Annotated in this window: 22 protein-coding genes; 7 read left to right on the top strand and 15 right to left on the bottom strand. The window is 69.4% G+C overall.

Features of this window, described 5'->3' with window-relative positions:
* Complete coding sequence (locus ACIRB4_RS20760) at positions 1 to 678, top strand: MAE_28990/MAE_18760 family HEPN-like nuclease (protein ID WP_403293197.1); 678 nt, start codon at positions 1 to 3, stop codon at positions 676 to 678.
* Positions 679 to 1,498: 820 nt separating this feature from the next.
* Here the strand turns inward: ACIRB4_RS20760 and ACIRB4_RS20755 are convergent.
* The 6 genes from ACIRB4_RS20755 to ACIRB4_RS20730 all read right to left on the bottom strand — a co-directional run bounded on the left by ACIRB4_RS20755 (position 1,499) and on the right by ACIRB4_RS20730 (position 4,727).
* Positions 1,499 to 2,077: an SAV_6107 family HEPN domain-containing protein gene (locus tag ACIRB4_RS20755; protein WP_403293196.1), complete on the bottom strand. Its 579-nt coding sequence runs from the start codon at positions 2,075 to 2,077 to the stop codon at positions 1,499 to 1,501.
* Positions 2,078 to 2,745: 668 nt separating this feature from the next.
* Positions 2,746 to 3,090: a hypothetical protein gene (locus tag ACIRB4_RS20750; protein ID WP_403293193.1), complete on the bottom strand. Its 345-nt coding sequence runs from the start codon at positions 3,088 to 3,090 to the stop codon at positions 2,746 to 2,748.
* The gene (locus ACIRB4_RS20745) at positions 3,087 to 3,782 is read right to left on the bottom strand and encodes a GntR family transcriptional regulator (RefSeq protein WP_403293191.1); all 696 of its coding nucleotides are present in this window, start codon (positions 3,780 to 3,782) and stop codon (positions 3,087 to 3,089) included. The genes ACIRB4_RS20750 and ACIRB4_RS20745 overlap by 4 nt, the downstream gene beginning before the upstream one ends.
* 8 nt (positions 3,783 to 3,790) lie before the next feature.
* Complete coding sequence (locus ACIRB4_RS20740; protein ID WP_403293189.1) at positions 3,791 to 4,072, bottom strand: hypothetical protein; 282 nt, start codon at positions 4,070 to 4,072, stop codon at positions 3,791 to 3,793.
* Positions 4,073 to 4,190: 118 nt separating this feature from the next.
* The gene (locus ACIRB4_RS20735; RefSeq protein WP_403293188.1) at positions 4,191 to 4,436 is read right to left on the bottom strand and encodes a hypothetical protein; all 246 of its coding nucleotides are present in this window, start codon (positions 4,434 to 4,436) and stop codon (positions 4,191 to 4,193) included.
* Positions 4,437 to 4,448: 12 nt separating this feature from the next.
* Entirely contained in the window at positions 4,449 to 4,727 is a 279-nt protein-coding gene (locus ACIRB4_RS20730; RefSeq protein WP_403293186.1) for a hypothetical protein, read from the bottom strand.
* Positions 4,728 to 4,805: 78 nt separating this feature from the next.
* Between ACIRB4_RS20730 and ACIRB4_RS20725 the strand changes: the two genes are divergently transcribed.
* Complete coding sequence (locus ACIRB4_RS20725) at positions 4,806 to 5,561, top strand: GntR family transcriptional regulator (protein WP_403293184.1); 756 nt, start codon at positions 4,806 to 4,808, stop codon at positions 5,559 to 5,561.
* Positions 5,562 to 5,615: 54 nt separating this feature from the next.
* Here ACIRB4_RS20725 and ACIRB4_RS20720 read toward each other — a convergent pair whose 3' ends face one another.
* The 3 genes from ACIRB4_RS20720 to ACIRB4_RS20710 form a co-directional block, all read right to left on the bottom strand.
* Complete coding sequence (locus tag ACIRB4_RS20720) at positions 5,616 to 6,173, bottom strand: hypothetical protein (protein ID WP_403293183.1); 558 nt, start codon at positions 6,171 to 6,173, stop codon at positions 5,616 to 5,618.
* A gap of 440 nt (positions 6,174 to 6,613) precedes the next feature.
* On the bottom strand, positions 6,614 to 7,759 hold the full coding sequence (locus tag ACIRB4_RS20715) for a methyltransferase (RefSeq protein ID WP_403293181.1): 1,146 nt from the start codon (positions 7,757 to 7,759) through the stop codon (positions 6,614 to 6,616).
* Between the two features lie 735 nt (positions 7,760 to 8,494).
* Positions 8,495 to 9,679 (bottom strand): helix-turn-helix domain-containing protein, encoded by a 1,185-nt coding sequence (locus tag ACIRB4_RS20710; RefSeq protein ID WP_403293179.1) that lies wholly within the window; start codon positions 9,677 to 9,679, stop codon positions 8,495 to 8,497.
* A 117-nt stretch (positions 9,680 to 9,796) separates the two neighbouring features.
* On the opposite strand from ACIRB4_RS20710, the gene ACIRB4_RS20705 reads away from it, so the two are divergent.
* Positions 9,797 to 10,342: a flavoprotein gene (locus ACIRB4_RS20705; RefSeq protein WP_403293177.1), complete on the top strand. Its 546-nt coding sequence runs from the start codon at positions 9,797 to 9,799 to the stop codon at positions 10,340 to 10,342.
* A gap of 100 nt (positions 10,343 to 10,442) precedes the next feature.
* On the opposite strand, the gene ACIRB4_RS20700 is transcribed toward ACIRB4_RS20705, so the two are convergent.
* The 4 genes from ACIRB4_RS20700 to ACIRB4_RS20685 form a co-directional block, all read right to left on the bottom strand.
* Positions 10,443 to 12,890 (bottom strand): hypothetical protein, encoded by a 2,448-nt coding sequence (locus ACIRB4_RS20700; RefSeq protein WP_403293175.1) that lies wholly within the window; start codon positions 12,888 to 12,890, stop codon positions 10,443 to 10,445.
* A 170-nt stretch (positions 12,891 to 13,060) separates the two neighbouring features.
* On the bottom strand, positions 13,061 to 13,786 hold the full coding sequence (locus tag ACIRB4_RS20695) for a DUF6333 family protein (protein WP_403293172.1): 726 nt from the start codon (positions 13,784 to 13,786) through the stop codon (positions 13,061 to 13,063).
* A 178-nt stretch (positions 13,787 to 13,964) separates the two neighbouring features.
* A complete protein-coding gene (locus ACIRB4_RS20690; protein ID WP_403293170.1) occupies positions 13,965 to 15,653 on the bottom strand; it encodes an MFS transporter in 1,689 nt (562 codons plus the stop codon).
* A gap of 413 nt (positions 15,654 to 16,066) precedes the next feature.
* Entirely contained in the window at positions 16,067 to 18,604 is a 2,538-nt protein-coding gene (locus tag ACIRB4_RS20685) for a D-alanyl-D-alanine carboxypeptidase (protein ID WP_403293168.1), read from the bottom strand.
* A gap of 162 nt (positions 18,605 to 18,766) precedes the next feature.
* Here ACIRB4_RS20685 and ACIRB4_RS20680 point away from each other — a divergent pair, with 162 nt between their 5' ends.
* The 4 genes from ACIRB4_RS20680 (at position 18,767) to ACIRB4_RS20665 (ending at position 22,797) form a co-directional block, all read left to right on the top strand.
* Positions 18,767 to 19,489 (top strand): GPP34 family phosphoprotein, encoded by a 723-nt coding sequence (locus ACIRB4_RS20680; protein WP_356894943.1) that lies wholly within the window; start codon positions 18,767 to 18,769, stop codon positions 19,487 to 19,489.
* 191 nt (positions 19,490 to 19,680) lie between these two features.
* Positions 19,681 to 20,544 carry a helix-turn-helix domain-containing protein gene (locus ACIRB4_RS20675; protein WP_403293166.1) on the top strand — a complete coding sequence of 288 codons (864 nt, stop codon included), beginning with the start codon at positions 19,681 to 19,683 and terminating at the stop codon, positions 20,542 to 20,544.
* 202 nt (positions 20,545 to 20,746) lie between these two features.
* On the top strand, positions 20,747 to 20,947 hold the full coding sequence (locus ACIRB4_RS20670) for a DUF397 domain-containing protein (protein ID WP_356894947.1): 201 nt from the start codon (positions 20,747 to 20,749) through the stop codon (positions 20,945 to 20,947).
* A gap of 326 nt (positions 20,948 to 21,273) precedes the next feature.
* Positions 21,274 to 22,797 carry a sodium:solute symporter family protein gene (locus ACIRB4_RS20665; protein WP_403293165.1) on the top strand — a complete coding sequence of 508 codons (1,524 nt, stop codon included), beginning with the start codon at positions 21,274 to 21,276 and terminating at the stop codon, positions 22,795 to 22,797.
* Between the two features lie 79 nt (positions 22,798 to 22,876).
* Here ACIRB4_RS20665 and ACIRB4_RS20660 read toward each other — a convergent pair whose 3' ends face one another.
* Both ACIRB4_RS20660 and ACIRB4_RS20655 read right to left on the bottom strand, forming a co-directional pair.
* Positions 22,877 to 23,995: an ADP-ribosylglycohydrolase family protein gene (locus tag ACIRB4_RS20660; RefSeq protein WP_403293163.1), complete on the bottom strand. Its 1,119-nt coding sequence runs from the start codon at positions 23,993 to 23,995 to the stop codon at positions 22,877 to 22,879.
* Positions 23,996 to 24,123: 128 nt separating this feature from the next.
* Positions 24,124 to 26,715, bottom strand: coding sequence for a bifunctional FO biosynthesis protein CofGH (locus ACIRB4_RS20655; RefSeq protein WP_403293161.1), 2,592 nt, complete (start codon positions 26,713 to 26,715; stop codon positions 24,124 to 24,126).
* Between the last annotated feature and the right edge of the window lie 9 nt (positions 26,716 to 26,724).

The following is a 26,724-nucleotide window of genomic DNA, read 5'->3' as shown; positions in this document are numbered from 1 at the left end:
GTGGGCGCTGCAGGCACTTTCGCTGGCGTCGATGCGGCGATTGTAGACTTCGGGGATTGCTTGAATGAGGTTCGACAGAACCTCTACTACTGCGATGCAAATTTTCGACAGACAGGACTTCGGGACGTAAGAAGCACCATTCACGCAGCTTCCTACGTCTATGTGGCAGCTGCTGTCGAGAAGTGCACGAACTCGGTCTTGACGGCGGTAGTTGACGAAATAAACGCTGCGTCGATTAACTACGGGGATCTGCGAATTAGCTTGTTCGCAATGATCGAAGCAGGCCGCTTCGAATCGCTGCAACAGGTGCGGGGGCTCAAGATGTGGAGACGCAGGATGGAGGTTTTCTCTTTCTTGCACGAGTCCACCTCTTGCCAGATCTCCATCGAAGACCTTCCCCTTGATGGGCGGACCATCAGACAAGAGCACTTTGAGACCATCTGGGAGATCTTTGGATTCTCGGGCAATGCAATCCCTTCTCCCTTGCATTCCCTAGCCTTGCGAGATCTTGCGGATGCCAGGAATAAAGTGGCCCACGGTGAAGAGCGAGCATCTGTTGTTGCGGGCGGCAAGTCAATCACTGACACGTTGCGGCTCTACGGCAAGGTTGAGGATGTGATGACTCACTTTTGGGGGGCCGCCACGGAATACCTCTCCAAGCAGTGCTACAAGAGGTGAGTGGGAGCGGCACCAGAGCAGCCTCGGCATTGCCAGCAGCAGCCCGAGCACCGATTCTCCAGGGTGATATCCCACAAGGTGCGGCAATCGGTTGACCACAGCCGTGCCACCAACGACGATCGTGATCAAGTATCGACCGCGCCAGATGCGTTCAACGGGCGTCGACGACGGGTGACAGAGTGCATCGAGGTCTTCCTGTTCGCCCAGGTCAGATCGCGGCAAGAGGATGCCGAAGACCAGCAATTCGCCAGCTCAGAGCGCGTTGCTGCGAGCCGCTGCTTGGGTGTCCTGCGGGCCAAACCGTGGCTGCTGTCATAAGACGGCGGCCAGAACGGACTTGGGCGTGGAGGGACCCCGTTGGTTCACAGAGGAGGGTTCGATCCTGCCTGGGAGGCAATAGCTTGCGCCCGGGTTACTGCCCGTGTCTGGGCTGCGTCAGACCGCCGAAGCACGAACAGAGACGCCAGGGCGATCACACTGGGGCCCGAGAGCATTAGGGCCAAACCCACATGCCCTTCCCTACCAACCATGACGGCCCCGACGAGCATGCCAGCACTCAGCAGGAACCCCGCAATCAGGCCAATGACCATCAAGGCGTGGGATCGACGTGCGGCGGTCTCTTTAGCCTGCACTCGAAGCTCTTCAAACTCCAGCTGCCGGAGAGCCGACTGCTCGGCCATCCGAAGTTCGTGTTCACGGCGTAGTTGCGGCTCAAGGGCCTTCAACGCGACCTGTAGGTGATCGGCTGGTAGATCCGCCCATTGCATGGCGATCTCCAAGCCCGTGTGCTGGTGCCGCGGGACATCCGCCGCCTCACGTGTCATCGCTGTGTCCCCCCGCCGCCGTCAGCTACTGGTTCCCGGTGCCTAAGTCCTGGCGGCGGGGGCCCGAGTGCCTTGAACAGTGCATCGAACCCTTGTGAGAGATGACGCACCGCAGCGCCAGTGTCCTGGTTTTCTGTCAGTTCAAGCAGATCCGGAGTGGGGCGCTGAGGAAGTAGCCGTTCCACCAAACGGAGAAACATGGCGGAGTCGCGCATGAGGTCGTCGGCTTCCCGCTTGCTTGCGGCGCCGGCGATACCAGCCTCTGCTCGGGCTCTTCGGGAGGCGCCAGCCGCAAAGAGGGCACTCCACTCAGCAAGTTCCGGTGCTACCTCAGCCAAAACCTCCCAGGCCGAACGCACTCGACGTCGCCGACGGCCAGGCTCCTCAGAGCGCCCACGCACGGCGAGTATCGCCGCCGCGGCGCGCAGGGCAGAGAGGTGAGCGGCCGCATATCGCTCATTGGGAGTCACCAGGCCGGCGGCCTCCCTAAGACCGACACGCGCCTGGGAAATAAGGTCCAGGGCAGAGACGGGCACGACGCCCAGCCCGGCCGTCCGCGGATCGAGATCGCTCACGGCAGCGGCTGCCGCGTGCTGTGCCCCCTCAAGGCGATCCAGTCGAACCGACCATGATCGCGTGGCTGAACCTTGCGTCGAGCCCTTGCTGTTGACCTCAGCCCAGCGCGCTTGGAGTGCCGTGAGTGGGGCTTCTGCCGCGTGCTCCGTTGTCAACCAAGCGTTGTCGCCTACAGACCGGAGCGCCTGGCGGTACGCGTCCGCCAAAAGTTCCTCAGGTGCTGGGTCTTGATGCATCTGCGACATACCGTCCGACCGTCGCAGCCTGCGAGCATCCTGTATCAGCCTCCAACCCCCGTATACAGCCAGAGCTACGAGTGCTACGACCAAGAGTGTTACCAGCCACTGCATGTCCCCACCCCCAGTGCACTTGGCAAAGCAGGCTACCAAGACCATGGGCACATGTTCCGAAGAATGCTGCTGCCCGAGCCTTGCAACCACTTCACAAACCATGTCCGGGTCCCCGGAACAACGCGTTGCGCAGCGCTCAGGCGAGCCCGGCGATGGTGTGAGGTCGCCGCCTACTCACGGTCGGGGACTGTCTAACTTTCCTGTCAGGAGGCTCTGACCAGCAGAGACAAGGGGGATGCGCAGGCTCTCCGAGGCCGTGTGGCGAGCGCTGCGGCGCGGAGGGCCCCGAATTGTATCCGGGGCCCTGGTGCTCATCGCTAGCCGAAGGCTGCCGCCGGCAGTCTTGGGCCTTCATGGCCTTCGCGGGTGGTGAGGTCCGATGCTGGCAGGCGATGGCCTCGGCTTGTTGCTACGCGGATCGCGTCCTTGAGGGCTTCCGTCAGGTTCGCCGACAAGCGCCGAAGTTCCTCCGGTTCAGTCTCGTCGTCGTCGAGGATTTCCCGTGCGTGCGCCACGAGGTCGGCCGCCAGGCCAAGTTGGATCTCTTCAGTATTGTCGGCCAGGCGGGACAGGTGGCTGTCGTTGTGGTCGGTGCTCAGGTAGCAGGGTTTGCCGTCGGGGCCCGACCATGGGAGGAGGCGCAGCTCGTTGTGGGGCGTCATCCCTCGGCCCTTCTGTCGGCGGTCGTGTGGTGGGTGGTAAAGCGTGCGTCGGCGCGGTCGCCGGGGAGGACCAGGAGGGCGGCCTCAACCACGCGGCCTGTGGTGTCGGCAGATACGCGAGTGATCGCGAGGACAGCCAGCGCCGAGCTGATTCGCAGGGTTGAAGCTTCTTCCGGGGTGGGGAGCCGGGCGCTAACCTTCTCGCGGATCTCCGCTAGCCGGGGCCGGAGTGCTGAGAGCTTGGGCCAGCAGCCAGGCGATTCGGCCGGTGCTAGGGCATGGGGGACATAGATGCGAGCCAGGCTGTGTGGCGACTGCCCCACGTGGCTGACGCAGAGGTATTCGGTCACCAGGGCTCGTGATGGCACCTTCAGCAGGGTGCTCAGCGCCCCTTGGGCCAGGAGTTGAGTGGTGCGGACCGTGACGTGAAGAGTCGGAACGATGGGCGTGAGGGCGCCTCCCTCGTACGTGAGTCTCCGGCGGAGGCGGCGGACGAAGTTGCCCTTGCCGTGGACCTTCTCGATCAGGCCCTCGGCCTGGAGGAGCGCGAGGGCGTTGGGCAGCGTCGCCGTGCTGACCTTGTAACGCGTGGCGAGCTGGGGTTCCGAGGGGAGGCGTTCGCCGGGCTTGAGGAGGCCGGCGGTGATCTGGGTCCGGAGGTCATCGGCGATGGTGTGGCGGAGTGACGGCACGGCCGGGATCACCACCTTCTGAGGACTCGTACGGCAACGAGCCGGGTCCGGGGGTGGATGGTCAGCAGTTCGCCCGACTCGAAGAGGAGGCGCTTGGCGCCGCGTGGCAGTTGGAAGAGGTCGGCCACTCGACAGGGCAGGCCACCGATCTGGATGACGTCGCCGCGCTGCACGTTGGTCGAGGTGATCTCGACAGGCGCGGCCATCGCACCGCTTGGAGTCCAGGACTTCATGAGACCGACCCCGTAGAAGAGGCTGCGGCGGCCGGCGCGTGGCACGAGCAGGCGCATGTCTCGTAGACCACCGGAACGCCGACCGGCGCCGTCACCGGGGACGAGTGCGCGCACTCGTGGTGTGTGCCGATCCGGCACGAGGTCGATCGGTAGGGGGCGGCCTTCGTCTGCGGCATCACTGGGCCTCCGCCGGCTTGAAGCAGGTGCAGGCGAGGAGTTCCTCGACTGCCAGTACGTACGGGCGGACGAGGGCGGTCTCCTCACCCGCAAGGAAGTCCATGCGGTCCCAGCGCTGCCTCAGCGCCAGCGTCGGCCAGTCGGCGACGGTGGGGCCAGCGGGTGTTAACGGGGCGCGGTGGCGGGCCTTTCGGGCGTATCGCTCCCTGGTGCACGCTACGGCGCGGCGGATACGGTTGAACACGCTGATCAGCTCCTATCGCTGACGGCCAGGTCCCCGGACATCGCCCGTCGCGGGGACCGCTTTGTGTACGGCGGCCCATAGGGTGCGGCCGCCCAGGCTGGTGGCGAGGAGACCGAACCGGTCCGCCTGCGCCACGACTTCAAGGGCCTCCCGCCATATCTCGGCGGGGAGGGATTCCGGTACCTCCGCTTCGATCGACGTGTGCCGGGCGTGCTCTTCCACGCGCGTGGTGAGCCCGGCAGCGGCTAACCGGGCGGCGATGGCCTCCGCGCTTACTTCTGGAGCAGGCACAGGGCAGCCTCCGTCACCGGCGATCACTTTGAGTGAAGCTAGTTAACTAGATTAGAGCTAGTGGACTAGATTTTCCATATGTCTGAGCAGCCGCCCTATCTCCGCATCGCCAACGAACTGCGGCGGCGGATCGCGGAGCACGAGTGGACTCCTGGAGACCGGCTGCCCTCTCGGGCCCAGCTCGGCCAGGAGTGCGGGGTGGGCGAGAACGTCGTTCGTCGGGCCCAGGAGCTGCTGATCTCCCAGGGTGTGCTGGAGGGGCGAGCAGGGTCCGGGACCTATGTCGCCGAGCCTCGGCAGCGGGTGCGGATGGTTCGGTCCGCGGCGCGTGAGCAGCCCAACGGGTCTCCGTTCCGCGCGGACATGAAGGCCGTGGGGCGGAACGGTGGCTGGGAGAGCCGGACCGATGCCAAGGTGCCTGCGCCGGCGGAGATTGCTGCGCGGCTTGGGATCGGCGAGGGCGAGCTGTGCGTCCGCACCGTGTACGAGTTCCTGGCCGACGGACGGCCCGTGCAGTTGTCGACAAGCTGGGAGCCGTACGACCTCACCGCTGGCACCGTCGTCGTCCTACCCGAGGGCGGGCCGCACGCCGGAGTCGGCGTCGTAAACCGCATGGCCGAGATCGGGATCACGGTCAGCCATGCCGTCGAGCAGCCCGAGCCGCGGCAGGCGACCGCCGAGGAGGCGTCACTCCTCGGGATCCAGAAGGCCGCGCTCGTCACGCACATCCGGCGGACGTACTACAGCGACCAGGGACGGCCCGTTGAAACGGCGGACGTCGTCGTCCCCGCCGCCCTCTGCGAGATCGTCTATGAAGTCCCGATCAGTCGTTAGCGGGCATCCCTCGGGGCGGTGAGACCCAAACAAGGGTGAACGACGGGGGGCATCTCATTGGGCCACGCAGGGTGCTGCCGCTGGTGGCTCGGTTTCGCCATTCAAGGCTCTTCGGGCAGCATTCGACACACCGCCAACCGCCCGAAGCCTCGCGCGTCCAGCATCAACGACGCTCTGGGCAGGCCCGCTACCCGAGCGGTGTGCATGCGTGGCTTCTAGCTCTCGATCAAGGCTTCGCCGTGCATGAGCGGCTGCGGCGGAGACCTCCGGGGGGCCTTCCACACTCACAATGGCCTGAGCGAGGATCAGGTCAGACAGAGCACGCTGAACGGCCGAGTAACGCTCTCGGTACTCTTCGTCATCGATGTGGGTCTCCTTCGCCTCGCGGATCAAGCCAGCACATCGGATGGCGGCAGCAATGAACTGCGTATAGGCGTCTCGTCTGACCGCGCGAGCTTCGGTCTCCCGGCGGTCCACGCGGTCAGCGGCGGCCAGCTCGCGTTGAGTCGTGGTCTGGTGGCGCACACCCCGCAACGCGAGCCAGGAGGCGAGCCCTGCTGCGGCGAAGGCAGCAGCAGCAGTAAAGGCAGTAGTTATCAGCGCTTCGCTCACGCTCAGATCCCACCAAACTCGGCGCAGCGAGCGCAGCCGATTGGACTGTTCAGCAGCGAGCTGTACAGCAGCAGGGTTCCTTTGAGAAGAAGGCCTGACATCCACGGCTGACATCAACGACGGCGGACGGCGGCGGTCGTACCCGGTCGGCCGCAGCAGCCGTCAGCAGTGCCCCTCCCCCGCCCAGGCCCCCCCGACCGAACTCCTAAAGCGGGTGTCGCGGGTTCGAATCCTGCCGGGGGCACAGGGGCAAAGGGGCAGTTACTTTCTCAGTAACTGCCCCTTTGGCATCCACAGCCGACATCACGGCCACGGCTAGGGACAGCCGGGCCGCCTCTTGAGCAGCCGGTCCATGAGACTGATCGCCTCACGCAGGGACGCGCACCCGTGCCCTGCGTCGTGCCGCCGGACGGCGCGGAGGCCGATGGAGGGCGACCCGGCTACGGAACGAGGAACCCTCGCGCCGGGCGCAGCTCAGGGTCGATGTGCGGCATGGGCTCGATGATCCGCGTCGGGTACATCACCCAGAAGGATTCGCCGCCCGCGCGGACCGTGAGACCGCACTGCTCGGCGCCCGGCGATCCGAGATCGGTGTATTCGTCGTAGGCCCGCTCGATCGCCTGCCACAGCGACCGCGGCCCGTACTCCCACACCTCCCCGCCGGTCGCCGCCATGGCCGCAGAGCCCCGGCGGTCCTGCGCCCATACCTGCACCGTGCCGCGGTCCTCGGTGTGCCACATGCGTACACCCGGCAGGCGGGCGCCGGCGTACAGGGCGAAGTCGAGCCGCAGCAGTTCGTGCGGCTCGACCGCGCTCTGGCGCTGCCGGGCGGTCGAGCTGTCGACCGGCGCACCGTCGCCGACCCGGTGGGAGCGCATCGGCATGTAGGACGCGCCGCTGTGGAAGTGGCCGGACGCGACGCCGTGCTCGTCGACGACGAGTTGCACCAGGGCGCCGCTCCAGAAGTCCCGGGCCATGGGCGCCACTAGCCTGCCGTGGGGGCGGATCTGCCGGACGAGCTGATGCGGAACGTGGCGCAGGGCGCAGGTGGCGAGGATGGAGTCGAACGGTGCTGCGTTCGGCCATCCCCACTCGCCGTCGCTGCACGACAGGTGCGGCGCGTACCCGGCCGACCGCAGGTTCGCCGCGGCGAGCCTGGCGAGGGCGGGGTCGATCTCGGAGCTGTAGACGCGCTCGGAGCCGAGCCGCTCGGAGAGGAGCGCCGCAACGTGCCCGGATGCGGTGCCGATCTCGCCGACCTTGTGGCCGTCCTCGATGTCGAGCAGGGCGATGGAACGGGCGACCATGCTCGGCATGCTGTTGGACGAGGTGGCGATGCCGGGGCCCTCGGCGGCGCCGTCGTCGAGCTGGATCACGATCGGCTCGTCACTCGCGATGAGCTGCTCGCGTTCGGCCGGGTCGGTGACCGGTACGCATCGGTCCGGTGCCTGTCGCCAGATGCGGTCGGGGATGAAATCGCCGCGGGGTACGGCAAGCCAGACGTCGCGCCATGTGCTGTCGAGCAGACCCCGCTCGTAGAGGTTCTCTACGAGCGCGGCGTGCCCGCCCTGGTGGGCGGTGATCACGTTTCGCTCCCCGCTACTTGGTCTTGCCGCCGCTGCCGTCGGGCGACGGCGGGGTGGGCGGCGGGTTCCAGGGCTTGTCGGACGGCGGCCCTGCGTGCTTTCCGTCGGTCATGCGTACCTCCATCGGTGTGTCCGGGTCCGGCGATGTGGTGACTACCCGCCCGCAGTCGGCCGGCGACGACTGCGGGCAGGGGATCAGGGGAGAATCCCGACGGCGATCACGATCAGTACGCCGAGGACGGTGACGCGGTAAGCCGCCTGCCGCTGCCACGCGGTCATCGCTCCGGTCCTTCCGGTGGCATGAGTGGTCGCAGCGGACCATTTTCACGAGGTCCCCGTAGCTCGTACGGATCTCTCCCGGGCGGCAATAGCGGCACTCGCCGAGACCGCACTCGCCGGTAAGCACGCGTGAACTCGATCCCTTGAGGGGAGCAGCCGGCGGGGTCATCCCTCGCCTCCCGGCTGCTTCGGTTCCTCGGTGAAGCTGTACATCGGGATCACACCGCGGTCGTCGGCGCACGACCGGTGCGCGAAGATGTGCGCGCCGGGGCCGGGGTTGTCCGCCAGGACGCGGACGCAGACGTCTGCGCCCGGCTCAGGACAGTAGGTGCAGGTCCGCAACCTGCGTGGGTGCTGTGACATCTCGCGCCCCCGGCTCGTCGTTGATCAGGAACACGTCCATCCTGACGAGCCGGAAGGGAGAGAACTCTTTCAGTTCAGAGAGAGTTTCCGCGCCTACATACCGACCCAGGCGGCCATGCTCCCGAGCGACTCCGGCGCCCGCCGCGACAGGTGCACCAGCCCGCGGATCGTCTCGCGCGCACCCGGGTGGTACCGGGTCTGCTCCGGTGCGGACCGGCGAGCTGCCATGAGCGAGGTGAGCGCGGCCTCGGACTTCCCGAGCTCCATCTCGGAGCGGGCCCGGTCGATGAGGAAGTGCGCCCGCCGGGAGGTGGCCATCGATGCCGGGGGCTTGATCTTCTTGGCCTGCTTCAGGGCGTCGTCGTAGTGCCGCATCTCCACCGCGGCGGACATGCGGTGCATGGCCACGTTCGTCGGGCCGAACGACAGCCAGTGCACGTCAGAGGCGTCGCCGATCCGCTTCGCGAGACTGGCGGCCTCGGTGAGGTGGGTGTCGAGCGCGGCCTCGTCGGCGGCGCGGGCCGCGATGACCGAAGCACCCAGGTGCAGCTGCCCGGCGACGGCCAACGTCTCGCGCGTCTCCTCCGCCTGGCCGAGCAAGCCGTGCCCGGAGTCGATGAGCCGGCGGCCGATGGAGTACTCGCCCTCACGGAAGTAGACCAGGGCGCGCATGTACTGGCGGACGGCGGCGAGGCACGGGTCGGAGGCGCGTTGGGCAGCCCAGTCCATGCGGTCGAGGGCCACGCTGGAGAGGTCGTAGTAGCCGAGCTTGACCGACACGTCGTGAGCGGTGCGGTAGGTCGACGCGAGGGCCTGCCACAGCGGGGTGGACTGCTCGCGCCACGCGGACGTGGTGAGTTCGGCGATGGCGCTGGGCAGGGCGACGGCAGCCTTACGGAGGTGAGTGGCCCGCACGTGCGCACACAGGTGGTCCGCGGCGGTCACGAGCTGGTCGGCCGGGCGGACCGTGAGGTCGGGGTCCGGGCCGAGGTCGTAGAGGTCGAGGGCCTCGCGGATGGGCCGCACGAGGTCGGCGAGCTTGTCCTGGTGCAGCTGGGTCACGTAGGGCTGTCCTGTCAGCACGGTGACGTCGATCCTCAGGGTGCGCGCGACAGCGGCGGTGAAGTCGGCGGAGGCCGGGCGGGCTCCGCACTCGACTTGGGTGAGCCAGCTGTAGGAGTAGGGGATACGGTCGGCGAGCTCGCGCTGGCTCAACCGGGCCAGCCTCCGCTGTTCCTTGATGCGCTTTCCGGTGTGGTCGTCGTCCAGTGTCGGCATACCGGTCTCCGTCCTGACTCGTCATCCGGAACGGTACTCACGCACAGGCGTGGATGTACTGCGTCCGCTCTCGACTCGGCCCGTAGCGAGGGCGGTTGCGTGTGATCGGATGGGCGCATGAGCACTCGGACCCTGTACCTGTTCAGCTCGGCCGCCCCGCCCGTGTTCGACATCGCCAAGGTCGTCGAGGAGGCGCAGGCGGACGGCTGGGACGTCTGCCTGGGCCTCACCCCGGCCGCGGCTCGCTGGCTCGACGAGTCCCTCGACGGTCTCGCCGTTCTCACCGGCCATCCGGTCCGCTGGGAGTACAAGCTCCCCGGGGAGCCCGACGCGTGGCCCAGGGCGGACGCGATCCTCGTCGCTCCGGCCACCTTCAACACGATCAATCAGTGGGCGCTCGGGATCACGGACAAGTTCGTCGTGGGCGTGGTCGCGGAGGGCATCGGGAAGCGGATCCCGACCGTGGCGATGCCGTGCGTGAACGCGGCCTATGTGCAACACCCCGCCTTCGAGCAGTCGGTGGCGACTCTCCGCGGGGCTGGGGTGACTGTGCTGTACGGCGAGGGAGGGTTCGTGCCCAACCAGCCTGGGCAGGGCAACCCGGCCGCGTATCCGTGGCGGGCGGCGCTCGACGCGGTGAACACTCTCTGGCCTCGACAATGACGAAGCCGCCCCTCCCGCCCGAAGGCGGGAGGGAGCGGTGTTCCTCCGGCTCACGAGTCACTCCAGGGCCCCTGTCGCAGGACCCTGAAGAGCCGCCTCGCTACCCCGTCGCGTCCCCGCGCCTGCGGCGCATCCACCACGTCAGGGCCGCGCCCGTGGCGAGGATCGCTCCGGCGATGCCGGAGATCAGGGCGATCGGGGTGTTGGAGCCGGTGTCGGCGAGGTCGCCGTCCGGGTCCGGCCTGTTGGCCGGGGGGGTCGGCTTGCCGTCGCCCGGGGTGGACGGGTCCGGGGTCGGGGTCGACGGCGGGTCGGTCGGCTTCGGGCCGTCCGTCGGGGTCGGTGTCGGGTTCGGACCCGGGTCCTCGCCGCCGGCCTCGATGTCGCCGCTGCCACCGAGGAAGAGGGTGTCGGTGTCCCGGTAGGACACGTCATCCGACTGGAGGGACGTCTTCGTCGTGCTGTCCAGCGTGCGGTGCTCGACGTTGAACCGGGTCTGGGTGATGTTCCGCTTCGGCTGCTTGGAGAAGTCCACACCGCCGACGCCCTGGTTGAAGACCTTGCCGCCGTACTCCAGCTCGAACCACTCGATGCCCTCGCGCAGCGACTTCATGTACTTCTGGTACACGTCCTCGCGGGTCCACTTGTCGTGCGGGGCGCGCAGCGGCCACGCGGTGACGTCGTTGGAGTTGATGATCTTACGGAAGTCGGTCGGCGCCTTGGCGTCCTGCTGGCGGATGTACTCGGCGGCGACACGCGCGGTGTAGACGGCGCGCAGGTCGGCGTAGCGCTTGTCGTTGTTGACCCGCTCCTCCATGAGCGGAACGATGTTGGCGCGGACGCTCGCCTCCATCGACTTCTTCTCCGCCTCGGTCAGGCCCTTGCACTCCGTGCTGCCCGGCGCCTCCCACTCGATGTCGAGCCACTCGGCCGACACCTTCAGCGGTGCGTCGAGGATGTAGATCCCGCCGTCCTGCTCGCGGACCTCGGCGGGCTTGGGCTCGGCCCAGAAGCGGACGCCGGGGAAGCACGGAAGGCCGTTCTGGCGGGGAGCGGTGTCCCAGTACCTCTTGCCGCCGGCGTGCTTCTTCGGGTTGAGGGCTTCGGCGAAGTCCTCCTTCATCAGGTAGTCGGCCTCGAGCAGGACGCGGCCTGCGTCGGTCCTGCCGAACTTGGCGTCCATGATCTTGTCCGGCTGGTCCGGGTTGAGGTTGACCCAGAACTTCTCCGGAGTGAGCGCGAGCCAGGTGAACAGGGCGTCGGAGGAGAGCTGCATGCGCGCCTCGCCGCCGAAGCCGGGGTTCTCGTCCGGGTTGGGCATCTGGTCGGCACGCATCGAGTACTGCATGCCCTTGCCCTTGCCCAGGCCGCCGACGTACCGCAGCTCCAGGGTGGTGAAGTCGACGCCGCCCGGACCGCCGCGCGGGAGGGTGCCGCGGGTGTCGAGCCGGCGGGCGTCGGCCTGGATCCTCTTGGCCTCTTCCAGGGTCTTCCCGGAGCCGTTGATCCGGTCGTTCAGCGAGCCGCGCGTGCCGCAGGTGGACGCGGCGGCGAGCTGCGCCCTGCCCTGGCCGCCCTGGCAGCCCGGAGCGAACCAGCGCTGGTGGTCGGAGTATCCGCGGATGGGCTTGGTCCGCGGAATGGGGTTGTAGAGCCGCTGGTTGCCGCGGACCTGGTTCGTCTTACCGGGCCGCAGATCGCTGACGTACTTGTTCAGGCTGTCGATCTTCTTGCGCTGGCCGGCGCTGAACGGCTTGGCGCCGGTGAACCGGAACGTGTGGTCCAGCATGAACCGGGCGACCTTGCGGTCCTTCCCGAGCTGCTTGTTCGTGAGCTCCGAGTTCGACTTGAACTCGTTGAACTCCTTGGTCCGCTGGTTGTAGGCGTCGTACCGGCGCGAATCGACGACATTGCCCTGCGCGTCGATGAGCTCGACGGTGACCTCGCACAGCCAGTCCGGGCCGACCAGGCGGAAGTCGCGGACGAGCTGACGCTCGAAAGCCGACCCCTTGTGGTTGTTGACCTGGTTGCGGATGAACCGGTGCTCGAACCAGTGGTCGAAGGTCAGCCCTTCCTTGTTGTGGAAGTACCGGGCGTAGATCTCGAACTTGCGGTCCTCCGGGTCACCGGACTTGTCCGCGACCTTCTGCCACTCCTTGTAGTTCTTCTCCGTGTCGTTCGGAGCCTTCGACAGGGCCTTGGTCCTGTCGGCGGCCGTCGGCGGCTTCACCCCGTCGTACGCCTTGCCCGGCAGGTCGTAGTTGTAGTTCTTCGGGTTGCCCTGCCAGGCGGAGAAGTTGGAGCCGGTGGGGTCGTTGGGGAACCCCGAGTTGGTCGGCGTGCTCGGGTACGCCTTGCCGAGGTTCTTCACGTCGCAGCGCTTCGCGCCGGGCTTGATCCTGGCCGCGACGGCGGGCCCGGCGGCGCTGGCGGTGTCGGTCTCGATGCCGGGCAGACCGGTCACGGAGACCGCCGAGGCGATCCCGAGGACGGCCAGGACACGGCCTGCCAGACTCCACCGCTTGGGTATGCGCAGTGCTCTGTTCAAGAGTGATCTTCCCCCATGTGTGGGGCCTGAGGGGTTACGAGGCGACGCGTGAGGCCCCCGTGACGTGTACGCGTCGCCCAATCACCCTAGACCCGATTGCCGTACGCACGAGACACGATCAGGGTCATGTTGGTGTGTCAACTTTGTGATAATCACGGCGAGTTGACGAATCAGTCGTTGAAGTACAGGGCTTCCATGTGGCGCGTGGCGTGCTCGCTGTGCCGCACCCGCAGCGAGGAGGCGTCCAGGTCGGCCCTCCCCCACGGGTCCGCGCCGGCGAGGCAGGCCGTGGCGAGGGCGCCCCAGTCGTTCTGGTTCGGTTCGTCGTCCAGGTCGACGAACACGTCGAGCTCTTCGAGGGCTTCGGTGGTGATCCCGAGGGCGTCCATCACCGCCTGCGGGTCGCCGGTCAGGACGAACGGTTCGTCACCGGGCCAGCCGCAGGCGTGGAACATGGTGCCGTCCGGCAGCCACACGAGGTCTTCGGTGTGCTCGGCGCCGCAGTGCACCTCCACCCGGCCCACGATCCGCGCGTCGGGGAAGCGCTCCCGCAGCCGGGTGGCCTCCGCCAGGAGCGGCATGTCGTTGCCGTCGTCCCCGAACGCCGGATCGGAGACCGACAGGAGGTTCCCCCACGCCCCCGCCTGCACGATGTCCAGATCGGCCCGCGTGGCGACCGTGATCATGTCACTCCGCTTACGGGGGCCGAGGTCTTCGACCACATCGTCGATCGTGCCCAGGGAGCGGGCGAACTCCGCGGCCCGCCGCGGGTCGTTGGGCGGAAGGTCGGCGGCGTCCACGGTGAACGGCGGCTGCAGCACGGTGAGTTCGTAGCGGATGCCACTGCCACGGGTCATACGGTCGGGAGGAAGGGTCCAGAATTCGGTGTCGGACATGCCCGTCACCGTAACGGGTTGCCGGGCGCCCGGGGGGTGGTTGTGCTCCAGCGGTCCCCCGTTCATGAGCCCCCGGCCATCGGCGGATTCGCCGCGCGCGTCGGACCTCCGCCCCGGACCTCGGGTGACGCGTCAGGCTATCGGCCGTTCAGGAGGCCCGTTACCCTCGCGCCGGGCGTCAGCGGAGTTCTTCCGGGCAGGTCGTGCCTCGGGGGAAGAGCTTGTACGGGGCCGCCAGGCGGTAGACGCCCGGCTTCGGGGCGACCAGTTCCGTCCACTCGTCGCCCTCCGCGTCCGCCTCCGCCTTCAGCAGGCAGCCGTGCTCGTTGAGGAAGACCTTCGGGAGTTCCGTCTCCGACTCCTCGCGGGCCCGCTTCGACGCCTCCGTCTCCTCCGGCGGTTCGATCTTGCCGCCGTTCTCGTCCAGGAGGGCCAGCCACGGGGAGTACGGCACCCGGATCAGGACCCGGCCCGGGGCGTCGAGGCGGATCACGACCTCCTCGGCGGCCGCACGGCGCACCTCGGCCGGCGGGGCCGCCAGCGGGGTCGGGTTCTCGACCTCGTACAGCCGCCAGTTCGCGTCGGACCAGACCTGCTTGAGGTACGGCAGGCCGCCCTCGACCAGCTCCGCCTCCCGCTCCGCGCCCGAGTCGGGCTTCCCGGTCGGCAGCACCACGTAGTGCACCGCCCAGCGGTCGAGCCACTCCTCGTAGTTCGCGGCGTTCAGCGTGTCGTCGTAGAAGAGCGGGTTGCGCTCCATGTCCGCCTGGCGGTTCCAGCCCCGGGCCAGGTTGATGTACGGGGTGAGGGCCGACGACTCGCGGTGGCTGGAGGCCGGGACGACCTCCACCCGCGCCTTCTCCGCCCCCCGTACCTGCAACTGGTTGATCAGCGGCGCGACCTCCCGCGCCCAGGACGCGTCGGGGGCGGTGCGGATGACGTCGTCGACGCCCTTGAACCCGATCCAGAGGTTCAGCCCCGCGAAGGCCAGCACCAGCGCGTACCAGCGGCGCGAGCGCGGAGCGGCGTAGGGCAGCGCGGCGAGGAGGACGACGCCCGCGAAGACCATCACGAGCCGCGACACGTTCGACCCGATCTGGGAGTCGATCATCCAGGTCAGCAGCGTGCCCGCGGAGTAGACGGCCGCTCCGGTGCGGACCGTGCGCCACTCGCGCGGTACGAGCAGGAAGACCAGCACCCCGAAGAGGAACGGCAGCGACGTCGACGCCAGCGACATCGGCTGCGTACCGGAGAAGGGGAACAGCCAGGACGACAATGCCACCACCGCGACCGGGGCGAGGCCGAGGGCGTACGCGCCGGGGCGCCGTTTGTTGAGGAAGAGCGCCGCCGCCGCGACTCCGAGAAAGAGCCCGGCGACCGGGGAGCACGCGGTCGCGAGACCGGCGAGCGGCGCGGCGACCGCGGCCTTCGCCCAGCGCCGGTGCCGCCAGCGGTACGGCCAGCAGAAGACGGCCGCGACCGCGCCCAGCGCGAACATCATGCCGAGCCCGAACGTCACCCGCCCCGACAGCGCGTTGCACAGGAAGGCGAAGACCCCGGCCAGCGCGCACGCCAGCGGATTGCGCACCGCTCGCACCCGCACCAGGATCAGCGCCGTCAGACCGGCCGAGACGGTCCCGGCGATCATCATCGTCGTACGGACGCCCAGCACCGACATCACGTACGGCGAGATCACGCTGTACGAGACCGGGTGCATCCCGCCGTACCAGGCGAGGTTGTACGCGGAGTCCGGATGCCGGCCGACGAACTCGGCCCAGGCGTCCTGGGCGGCGAGGTCGCCGCCACTGTTCGCGAACAGGAAGAACCACAGGACATGGGTGAGCGCGGCGACGCCCGTGGCGATCATGACCGGGTAGCGGCGCCTGCGGCGCGCGGGGCGCGGCCCGGGCGCCGCCGGGCTCGTGGGTGGCCGGGGGGCCGGGAGGCTTATTCGCGGCGGGACCGCCGCGTCCGACGACCCAGCCGCTCCGGAATGCCCGGCAGCTCCGGTGTGCCCGGCCGCGCCCGAATGCCCAGCTGCTCCGGCGTGCGCGGCGGCTCCGGAATGCCCGGCAGCTCCGGTGTGCCCGGCGGCGGTCTCCTCCGGGGCTCCGCCGCTGCCGCCCATGGGCACGGGGGGACGCGACTGCGCCTCCTCGTCGGCGCGTGTCGGCTCGGCGGTGGTCACTGCGGCCCTTTCCCGTACTCCCCGTCGCGCGATCTCGTTCCTCGGAACGCTAACAGCTGGGCGCCCCGGAGAGCCGGGACGCCCGTCGTGCGTCAGCCGAGGCGCGTCAGCTTCTTGTCGAAGCCCGGCTCCACCAGGTCCTTCTGGAGGGCGACGGGTGCGCTGACCTTGCCGGCGCCCGTACCGATCGACACCTGACCGACGACGTCGCCCGCCTTGCCGGCGTGCGGAACGGCCTTGCCGCCGTCCGTCAGGGCCAGTCCCACCTTCAGGCCCGGCCAGCCGATGGCCTTGAGCTCCTGGGTCGCGACGACCGGGGTCTGCCCGCCGAGGCCGTCGTCGACGTAGCCGACGACCTGCCCCTTGCGGACGACGGAGGCGGAGGTCACGTCCTTCTGCGCCTCCTGGATCAGCTTGAGGCTGTAGTCGATCGCCAGTTGGAGCTTGTCGTTCAGGAAAGCGGCGTCCTTCGCACCCATCACCACACCGAGGATGCGGCGCTCCTTGCCGTCGACGACGGTGTACGCCGCCCAGAGCAGGTTGCCGCCGGCCGGGGTCGAGGAGCCGGTCTTGATGCCCCGGACACCCGGCTGGAGCAGGATGTTGTTGTTGTTCTCGATCCGGCCGGGGATGCCGTCCACGGTGAGGTTCGGCATGTCCACGATCTCCCGGAACACGTCGTACTGCATGACCGCCTTCGCCAGCTTCAGCTGGTCGAGCGGGGTGGAGACCGTGGTCGACTGCAGACCGGACGGGTCGGTGTAGACCGAGTCCGTCATGCCGAGGTCCTTGGCGGCGGCGTTCATCTTCTCGACGAAGGCGGCCTCCGTACCGGCGTCCCAGCGGGCCAGCAGCCGGGCGACGTTGTTCCCGGACGGGATCATGAGGAGCTGGAGCAGCTCCTTCTCGGTGTACTGCTGCCCCTCCTTGATCTGCGCCGTCGACTCGTCCTTGGCCTTGGCCTGCTCGCCGGCCTTCCGGTCGACCGTGATCTCGGGACCGGTCTGGTTCCCCTTGATCGGGTGGTCGCGGAGGATCACGTAAGCGGTCATCGTCTTGGCGACGCTGGCGATCGGAGCGGGCTTCTGGACTCCGTACGTCCCCAGCGAACCGACCCCCTCGACCTCGGCGGCGCCCTGGCCCTCGGTGGGCCACGGCATGGTCAGCTCGCCGCCCTCGAAGGTGAACGTGGGGGCGGCGGAGAGGGTGAGGGCAGGGGTGGGGAGCGGCCGCACGAACTGTACGACCGCAAAGACGATCAGCAGGAGAACGACCAGCGGCGTCCAGATCCGCACGCGCCGGGCGGCGGTGCGCAGGGGCGTCGGCGGCGGGGGCGGGGTGTTCGTGAGCTCCGCGAGCAGGTCCAGCGGGGGCAGCGGCGGCATGGGCTGCTGCTTGGTGCGCTCGGCCTCGGTGAGGGAGGCGGGCGTCGCGGGGCCGGTGGGGGCGCCAGGGGCGGGGGCGGGGGTGGCCGAGGGCTCCGGCCGCGGCTGCGGCTGCGGCTGCGCCTTGGGCAGGGGCTGGGGCTTCGCCTTCGCCGCCGGGGACTCGGGGAGGTCGCGGCGCAGCGGGATGAACTGGCTCGTGCGCTCGGCGTCGGACTCGGCGGCGGGCTCGGCGGCCTTCGCCGGGGGCGTCGGCGGGATCTTCAGCGCGGTCGTCGGCTGGTCCACCACAGGCGGCCGCACGGCCTTGAACACGGCGGTGGGCTGGTCGACGGCGGGCGCCTCGGCAGCCTCGTCGGCGGAGGCCGGCGCGTCGGCCGCGTCGCCGGTGGCGGGCGCGCCGGTGGCGGGCGCGTCGTTGGCGGGCGCGTCGGCGGAGGCGGACTGGTCGGCGGCGGGCTCCTCGTCCCGGGCCGGCGCGGCGGCGGCAGGCGTCACCGGAGCGGGCGTGTCCTCCCGGGTCGGCGCGTCGGTGGCAGCCGACGCCGGAGCGGGCGTGTCCTCCCGGGTCGGCGCATCGGTGGCAGCCGACGCCGGAGCGGGCGTGTCCTCCCGGGTCGACGCGTCGACGGCAGCCGACGCCTCCCGAGCCGCCGGCGCGTCCTCCGTGGCACGGTCCGCATCGGTCTCGCCCGCCTCCGGCACGTCCGCCCGGGCGCCCTCCGTCTCGTCGGCGGTCGTCTTCCGCGCCGCGAACCAGGACTTGTCCTCACCGTCCGCCTCGGCCGGCTCCACGCCCGTCGTCCCGGGGTCCTCGTCGGCGGTCTCCGGCGCGGCGGAAGCTTTCGCCGACCCGGTCGGGGCGGCGGACTCCTCGCCGTCGCCGCTCACGGCACTCCCCGCCCCGGCGCCCGGCTCCGTGTCCTCCGCCGTCTCCGACGGCTGGTCGCCGGTGGCGACCCACGCCGCCACCGCCGCCCGCAGGCGGTCACCCTCGCCGTCCGGCGCCGGGTCGGCCGGGGTGTCGTCCTCCGGCGCGCGCGGAGCGAGGGACTTGAAGACGGCCGTGGGCTGGTCCACCTGGACCGCGCCCGACCCCTCCGACGATGCCGACGACGCCGACTCACGGAGCACCGACAGCCGCGGATCCCGGCCGCCGCCGCCCGGAGTCGCCTCCTGCGAAGACTTCTGCTGCTCCGCCTCTTCGGGGGACTCGCCCGCCACCGTGCCTCCTCCATGCGTCATGCGTACGTCCGAACCATGTACCAGTGTCCTGTGTGAACCCCTTGGCTCCCGTGCTAGACGAGAACGACATACCTGCCGGTTCCCGTACGAACCACCCAGGCACTCTCGACAGATGAATGTGAGAGGGGTCACCCTGTGACTCATCCACGCGGGGAGGCATGGATGGGCAGGAGCCGCAGAACAATTCCGGAGGAGCTTCTGCTGCTCGCTCTGGACCCGGCCACGGGTACCACAGCGCAGCCGCAGTCGCTCGACCTCGGCCTCGCCGGGGCTCAGCTAGTGGAGCTGGCTCTGGCAGGACGGATAGCCCCTGACGGGGATCGTATCGCCGTGGTGATGCCACGGCCGACCGGAGATCCGACACTGGACTCCGCACTGGAACTGCTGCGCCGACGCGGCAGCCCGGTCCGGGCCGTCCACTGGATCGGCGGGCCCCGACTGGGGCTGCGCCAGATCTACCTCGCTCATCTGGAGCGCTGCGGCATGGTGCATGCCGTGGAGGGCCAGATGTGCGGAGTGCTGCCGACGACGCGCTACCAGGCGACGGAGACGGCCATCAGCCGGGACATCAGGGCCCGGCTGGACAGTGCGATCCGCACCGGCGTACCGCCGGACCCGCGGACCGCGGCGCTCGCCGCGCTGGCCCACGCGGTCGGTCTCGGCAAGCACCTCTACCCGGGGAACGAAGGACGGTCGTCGCGGTCCCGGCTGCGCGACCTGATCCGGCACGACCCCATGGGCGGCCTCGTGGCGCACGCCGTGATGGACGTCCAGAACGGTGTGGCGGCCCAGCCGCGCCGTAACACCGCGACGGGAGGCGGGCGTCCGGCGGGCGTCCCCGAGCAGCCCCGGCGCGGGAGCATGGCCCGCGCGGCCGTGCACTGACCGACTCGGGAGACACCGAGCGACACCAGACCCGATCCGGGAGCCGCACAGACGGGTGCGGGGCGGTCCTCACGACCGCCCCGCACACGTGTGTTGTCGCCATTTCCCAGCGCACACCGCATCTTTGGTGGCAGTCTGCCAAGCAGTAGATACTCACAGCTACGCAGCCGACAGCCGGAGGTGCAGTTTCCGTGGCGTCCAACGTCAATCCCACCGTCAGGCGACGCCGATTGGGGCAGGAGCTGCGCCGGCTCCGGGAGCAGAAGAACATGACGGCCGAGCAGGTGGCCGAGCGGCTCCTCGTCTCCCAGTCGAAGATCAGCCGCCTCGAGAACGGCCGTCGCTCCATCAGCCAGCGCGACGTCCGCGACCTCTGCGGCGTGTACGAGGTCGAGGACGAGCGGGTCGTCGAGTCGTTGATGCAGATGGCCAAGGACTCGCGCCAGCAGGGCTGGTGGCACGCCTTCGGCGACATCCCGTACAGCGTCTACATCGGTCTGGAGACGGACGCGGAGAGCCTGCGGGTGTACGAGCCGCAGATCATCCCGGGCCTGCTGCAGACCCACGGCTACGCCGAGGCCGTCATCGCCGGCGCGCTGCCGGAGTCCACGCCGGCCGACATCGACAAGCGGGTCACGGTCCGCACCCGCCGCCAGGAGCGGATCAAGGACGACGAGCGTCCGCTGCGGCTGTGGGCGGTCATCGACGAGGGTGCGCTGCGCCGGATCGTCGGCAACCGGCAGCTGATGATCGAGCAGCTGGAGCATCTCGTCGAGCAGTCGCATCTGCCGCATGTCACCGTGCAGGTCCTGCCGTTCGACATGGGGGCTCATCCCGGCATCAGCGGGCATTACGCGATCCTGGAATTCCCCGACACGTCCGACTCCAGCGTCGTCTACATCGAGGGTGTGACCAGCGACCTTTATCTGGAGAAGGCGCAGGATGTCGCGAAGTACAGCGTGATGTACGAGCACTTGCGCGCACAGGCGCTGAATGTGGAGCAGACCCGGGAGTTCATCTCGGACATCGCCAAGGAGTACGCCGCAGGAAATTAGGGGTGAATACGGCCATACGGCCGGGACGTCGAGGAAGAGGCCGGTACGGTACACCCCGGCCTTGTTCCGGCGGAAGTCCGCTTGGAATATGCCATCCGGTCGAGTGAACGCTCGCCCCACGCGAGGGGACCGGCGAGTAGCGTCGATCACGCCAGCAAGAACGTTGGCGCGACATACCACCGGCAGAACCGGAGCTGACATCATGGCGATTATTCAGGGCGCTACGGACACCTGGACCAAGTCCTCCTATTCCGGCGGGAACGGGGCCTGCGTGGAGGTCAAGTCCCCCGTCGTGGCCGCGATCGCGGTGCGTGACTCCAAGGCTCCCGAGGGTCCGTCCCTCGCTTTCGGGCCCGGTTCCTGGAACGCCTTCGTGAGCGAAGTGAGCACCGGAACGCTCTGAACCGCGAACCACGCGACACGCGAACGCGACACGCAACGCGAGACGCGAGACGCACGAAAGCACCCGGCAGCACAACCGCAGCAGCCCTCTCGACCGGTCCGCCGTCCTGGCCGAGGGGGCTTCGGCATGTCCGCCTCCGGGCAGTCCGTGAACCGATCGCCGGGCGGCCCTTTTTGACCCCATCTGTGTTCACGAATATGAACTCAGGTCAAAAACTCGAACGATTTTACTTGCTCTTGACCCTCCAGTGCGTTGTCGTGGCAGCTCAACTCGCCACACCATGAACGGCGTTCACAAGGCGGACCGGATCCCCTGGAGGGGGCTCAATGAACAGTCTCGACTGGGCCGTGCTCATCGGCTACTTCGGCGTGATGGTCGCGATCGGCGTCTGGTCCCACAAGCGCGTGGACAACGTCTCCGACTTCTTCACCGCCGGCGGCAAGATGCCCTGGTGGCTCTCCGGCATCTCGCACCACATGTCGGGCTACAGCGCCGTGATGTTCACCGGCTACGCGGGCATCGCGTTCACCTACGGCGTCACCTCCTACGTCACCTGGTCCTTCCCCATCGCGATCGGCATCGCCATCGGCGCCCACCTCTTCGCGCCCCGCCTCAACCGGCTGCGCTCGCGCCTGCATGTGGCCTCCCCACTGGAGTACCTGAAGAACCGCTACAACCTGCCCACCCAGCAGGCCCTCGCCTGGTCCGGCGTACTGCTGAAGATCGTCGACGTGGGCGCCAAGTGGGCCGCCATCGCCACCCTGCTCTCCGTCTTCACCGGGATCTCGCTCAACCAGGGCATCCTCATCACCGGCGTCATCACCGGCATCTACTGCACCGTCGGCGGACTGTGGGCCGACGCCCTCACCGAGCTGGGCCAGTTCATCATCCAGTTCTTCGCCGGCATCGCCATGCTCGTCGCCGTCCTGGCGAAGCTGGGCGGCTTCAGCGCGCTGTGGACGGTCTGGGACCGGCCCGAGCTCCAGGGGCACACCGCGCCGACCGCGGGCCCGTACACGATGACCTTCCTGCTCGCGTACCTCTTCATCAAGACCTTCGAGTACAGCGGCGGCATGTGGAACCAGGCCCAGCGCTACATGGCGACGCCGACCGCCCGCGAGGCCACCCGCTCCGGGCGGCTCTCGGCCGTCCTGTGGTTCGTCTGGCCGCTGGTCCTCTTCTTCCCCATGTGGGTGGCGCCGCTGCTCGTCGACCCGCAGAAGCCCGACGCCTCCGACTCGTACGCCCTGATGACCGAACAGCTGCTGCCGCACGGACTGCTCGGACTGGTCATCGTCGGCTTCTTCTCGCACACCATGGCCATGTGCTCCTCCGACGCCAACGCCATCGCGGCCGTCTTCACCCGTGACATCGCGCCCGCGCTGAGCAAGGCGGCACGCACCTGGTCGCACCGGGCCGGGCTGCTGGCCGCCCGCTGGTCGACCGTCGCCTTCCTCGCCCTGTCGATGGCGATCGCCACACAGGTCAACTCCCCCACCTTCGGCGACATCATCACCGTCGTCATCAAGTGGGTGGCCGGCCTGATGGGGCCGATCGCGATCCCGTTCATGCTCGGTCTGCTGCGGACCTTCCGCAGGTCCGGGCCGACGGCGGCACTCGTGTCCTGGGCGGCCGGCCTGTTCGCGTTCTGGCTCACGAACTACGGGCTCGACGGCCTGGAGCTCCAGACCCAGATCGTCTCGCCGCTCGCGACCTCCCTGGTGCTGTACGTCCTCATCGGCTTCATCAAGCCGGAGGACACCCCGGAACGGGACGCGGTGCTCGACAAGCTCCACTCGGACGACGGCAGCCCGGCGGCCGCGGTGCCCGAGCGTCAGCCCCTGGGGTAGTCAACGCCTCGGACAGACAGCGCCTCGGACAGTCAGGCCCTCGGCTGGTCATGCCCTCGGATAGCGGTCCCTCGGACAGTCAGCCTCTCGGATAGCGGGCCAGCCAGCCCGGCGAGGACTCCGAGGGGCTGTGCAGGGCGGTGCCCTGCGTCATCTCCATCGCGAAGTCGTCCGCCAGCTCCAGGACCGTCGCACGGCCCTCCAGTTCGGCCAGCCAGGCCGGCGGGAGGGCCGTCTCGCCGTGCAGGACGCCCAGCAGCGCGCCCGTGAGCGCCCCCGTCGCCGCCGACGGCCCGTCGTGGTTGACCGCGAGCCGCAGGCCGTGCCGCATGTCCTCGCCGACGAGGGCGCAGTAGACGGCGGCGGCGAGGAGGTTCTCGGCCCGGTCCTCGTCCGCGCCGAGCGCGGTGACCCTGGCCGCGTTCGGCATCCCCTGGCGTACGGCTCCGAGGGCCCGCTGGAGGGCCGTGGTGACCGGCTCGTGGCCGGGGCGCGGCGCGAGCTGCGCGAGGGCCCGCTGCACCGAGCCGTCGACGCTCTCGCCGCGCGCGAGCCCGTGCACGACGACGGCGAAGGCACCGGCCGCGAGATACGCGGCCGGGTCGCCGTGCGTCTGCGCCGCGCACTCCACCGCCAGCTGGCACACCAACTGCGGCTCCCAGCCGACCAGCAGCCCGAAGGGCGCCGAGCGGACCAGCGCGCCGGAATCGGTCGCGGTCGGGTTCTTCGGCCGGTCCAGGGTGCCGAGGACCTCGTCGCCGAAGCCGGTCAGACAGGCGCGGGCCGGGTCGCGGCGGGCGTAGAGCCACTCCTCACGGGCCAGCCAGCCGTTGTCCTTGCGCCGCTCGTCGGGGCCCCAGTCGCGCTGGGTAGCCGCCCAGCGCAGATGGGCCCGGTGGACGTCCGTCGGCGGGTGCCAGGCACCGGTGTCGCGGCGGACCTGGGCGCGGATGAGCCCGTCGACGGTGAACAGGGTCATCTGCGTGGCGGCGGTGACGGCGCCGCGCCTGCCGTACGCGGGGACGGGCTCGGTGAGCCCGTCCGGCCCGTGGGCGGTCCTGATCTCCGCCAGGGACAGACCCGACACGCCCGCGCCGAAGGCGTCGCCGACGGCACCGCCGAGGAGGCAGCCGCGCACCCGGGCCCGGAAGTCCTGCTGTTCGGCACGGCCCCACACGGCCGCGGCGGTTGTGGTCACGACGTGCCCTCCCCCGGTGACGCAGGTCTGACGCAGGTCTGCTCTGCCGCAGCACTGTAATCGACCGGGTACGGACGTTCGGGAGCCGGAACGTTATGTGATCCCCCGCCCTTCAGGCCGGGTTTGACTCACTCTGGGAGGACCGGAAGCAGCTCCGGGAGGTGTCCGTCGGACGCGCGCGCGGCGCGCACGCGCTCCTCCGGGACCTCGCCGTACAGCGTCGTCCGGGGGCGGGAGGGCCGGCCGGCCGCGTCCGCGATGGCGACGAGGTCCTTGATCGAGCGGTAGGAGCCGTAACGGGAGCCCGCCATCCGGGAGATGGTCTCCTCCATCAGGGTGCCGCCCAGGTCGTTGGCGCCCGAGCGGAGCATCTCGGCCGCGCCGTCCGCGCCCAGCTTCACCCAGCTGGTCTGGATGTTGGTGATGTGCGGGTGGAGGAGGAGCCGGGCCATGGCGGTGACCGCCCGGTTGTCCCGGACCGTCGGCCCGGGGCGGGCGATGCCGGCGAGGTAGACGGGCGCGTTGGTGTGGATGAACGGGAGCGTCACGAACTCGGTGAAGCCCCCGGTCTCCCGTTGGATCCGGGCCAGGGTGCGGAAGTGGCCCAGCCAGTGGCGGGGCTGGTCCACGTGTCCGTACATCATCGTGGACGAGGAGCGGATGCCCAGCTCGTGGGCGGTGGTGACGACCTCGATCCAGGTGGCGGTCGGCAGCTTGCCCTTGGTGAGGACCCAGCGCACCTCGTCGTCGAGGATCTCGGCCGCCGTCCCGGGGATCGAGTCGAGACCGGCCTCCTTGGCCGCCGTCAGCCACTCGCGGATCGAAAGACCCGTACGTGTCGCGCCGTTGACGACCTCCATCGGGGAGAAGGCGTGCACATGCATACCGGGGACCCGCTCCTTCACCGCGCGCGCGATGTCGAAGTAGGCCGTTCCCGGCAGGTCGGGGTGGATGCCGCCCTGCATGCAGACCTCGACCGCGCCGACGTCCCACGCCTGCTGGGCCCGGTCGGCGACCTGGTCGAGGGAGAGGGTGTAGGCGTCGGCGTCGGTGCGGCGCTGGGCGAAGGCGCAGAAGCGGCAGCCGGTGTAGCAGACGTTGGTGAAGTTGATGTTCCGTGTGACGACGTACGTGACGTCGTCGCCGACCACCGCCCGGCGGACGTCGTCCGCGATCCGGGTGAGCGCGTCGAGCGCCGGGCCGTCGGCGTGGAGCAGGGCCAGGGCCTGGTCGTCGGTGAGCCGCGTCGGGTCGTCGGCGGCGGTGGCGAGGGCGTCGCGGACATCGGTGTCGATGCGCTGGGGGACCATGCCGGGCGCCGCCGCCTCGCGCAGCGCCTCCCAGTCCCCGTACACCTCGTCGAAGTCGTCCCGGCGGTCGTGCGTGCGGCCGGTGGTGTCGATGGTGCGGTGCAGGTCGGTGCGGCCGGTGGCGGTGAACGCCTCGTCCGGCTCCTGCCAGGGCAGTCCGCGCACCGGCGCGTCCGGGTTCGCCAGGCCCGTCTCCGGGTCGGCGAGGGCACGGACGTGCGGCAGCAGCCGCGGGTCGAGCCAGGGCTCGCCCCTGCCGACGAACTCGGGGTACACGCAGAGGCGTTCGCGCAGCTCGAAGCCGGCGGCGCGGGACTTCTCGGCCAGGGTGTCGATCCGGGGCCAGGGCCGCTCGGGGTTCACATGGTCGATGGTGAGCGGCGAGACCCCTCCCCAGTCGTCGATGCCGGCGCCGATGAGCCGGCCGTACTCCTCGTCGACGAGGTTCGGCGGGGCCTGCAGGCAGGCGCTCGGGCCCATGATGTGGCGGGCGACGGCGATCGTGGCGACCAGGTCGTCCAGCTCCGCGTCCGGCATCCCACGCATCGCCGTGTCCGGCTTGGCGCGGAAGTTCTGGATGATCAGCTCCTGGATGGAGTGGTAGGCGCGGGAGACCTTGCGCAGTGCGAAGAGGGACTCGGCGCGTTCCTCGTACGTCTCGCCGATGCCGATGAGCAGTCCGCTGGTGAAGGGCACGGAGGAGCGCCCGGCGTCCTCCAGGACCCGGAGCCGCACGGCCGGTTCCTTGTCGGGGGAGCCGTGGTGCGGGCCGCCGGGCTCGGACCACAGGCGGGTGGCGGTGGTCTCCAGCATCATCCCCATGGAGGGGGCGACGGGCTTGAGCCGCTGGAAGTCGGTCCAGGAGAGCACGCCCGGGTTGAGGTGGGGCAGCAGCCCGGTCTCCTCCAGAATGCGGATCGCCATGGCGCGTACGTAAGCGAGGGTGTCGTCGTAGCCGTGCGCGTCCAGCCACTCGCGCGCCTCGGGCCAGCGGTCCTCCGGCTTGTCCCCGAGGGTGATGAGGGCTTCCTTGCAGCCGAGTTCGGCGCCGCGGCGGGCGATGTCGAGGACCTCGTCGGGGGACATGAACATCCCGTGGCCGGCGGCGCGCAGCTTGCCGGGGACGGTGACGAAGGTGCAGTAGTGGCAACGGTCGCGGCAGAGCCGGGTGATCGGAATGAACACGCTCTTGGAGAAGGTGATGGTCCCCGGCCGCCCGGCGGCCGCGAGCCCGGCGTCCCGTACGCGCGCCGCGGAGGCGGCCAGGTCCTCCAGGTCGCCACCCCGGGCCTGGAGCAGCACGGCGGCCTCGGCGACGTCGAGCGCCACACCGTCCCGCGCCCGCCTGAGCGCGCGGCGCATGGCGTTCTCGGTGGGCCGCTCGGGCTGTTCCGCCTGGTGATCCGTCATGGACCGAGC

The sequence above is a fragment of the Streptomyces sp. NPDC093600 genome (genome assembly GCF_044764755.1).
Taxonomy (GTDB): Bacteria; Actinomycetota; Actinomycetes; order Streptomycetales; family Streptomycetaceae; genus Streptomyces.
Note: the sequence above shows the minus strand (reverse complement) of the source record. Positions and strands in the feature narration are given on the sequence as shown.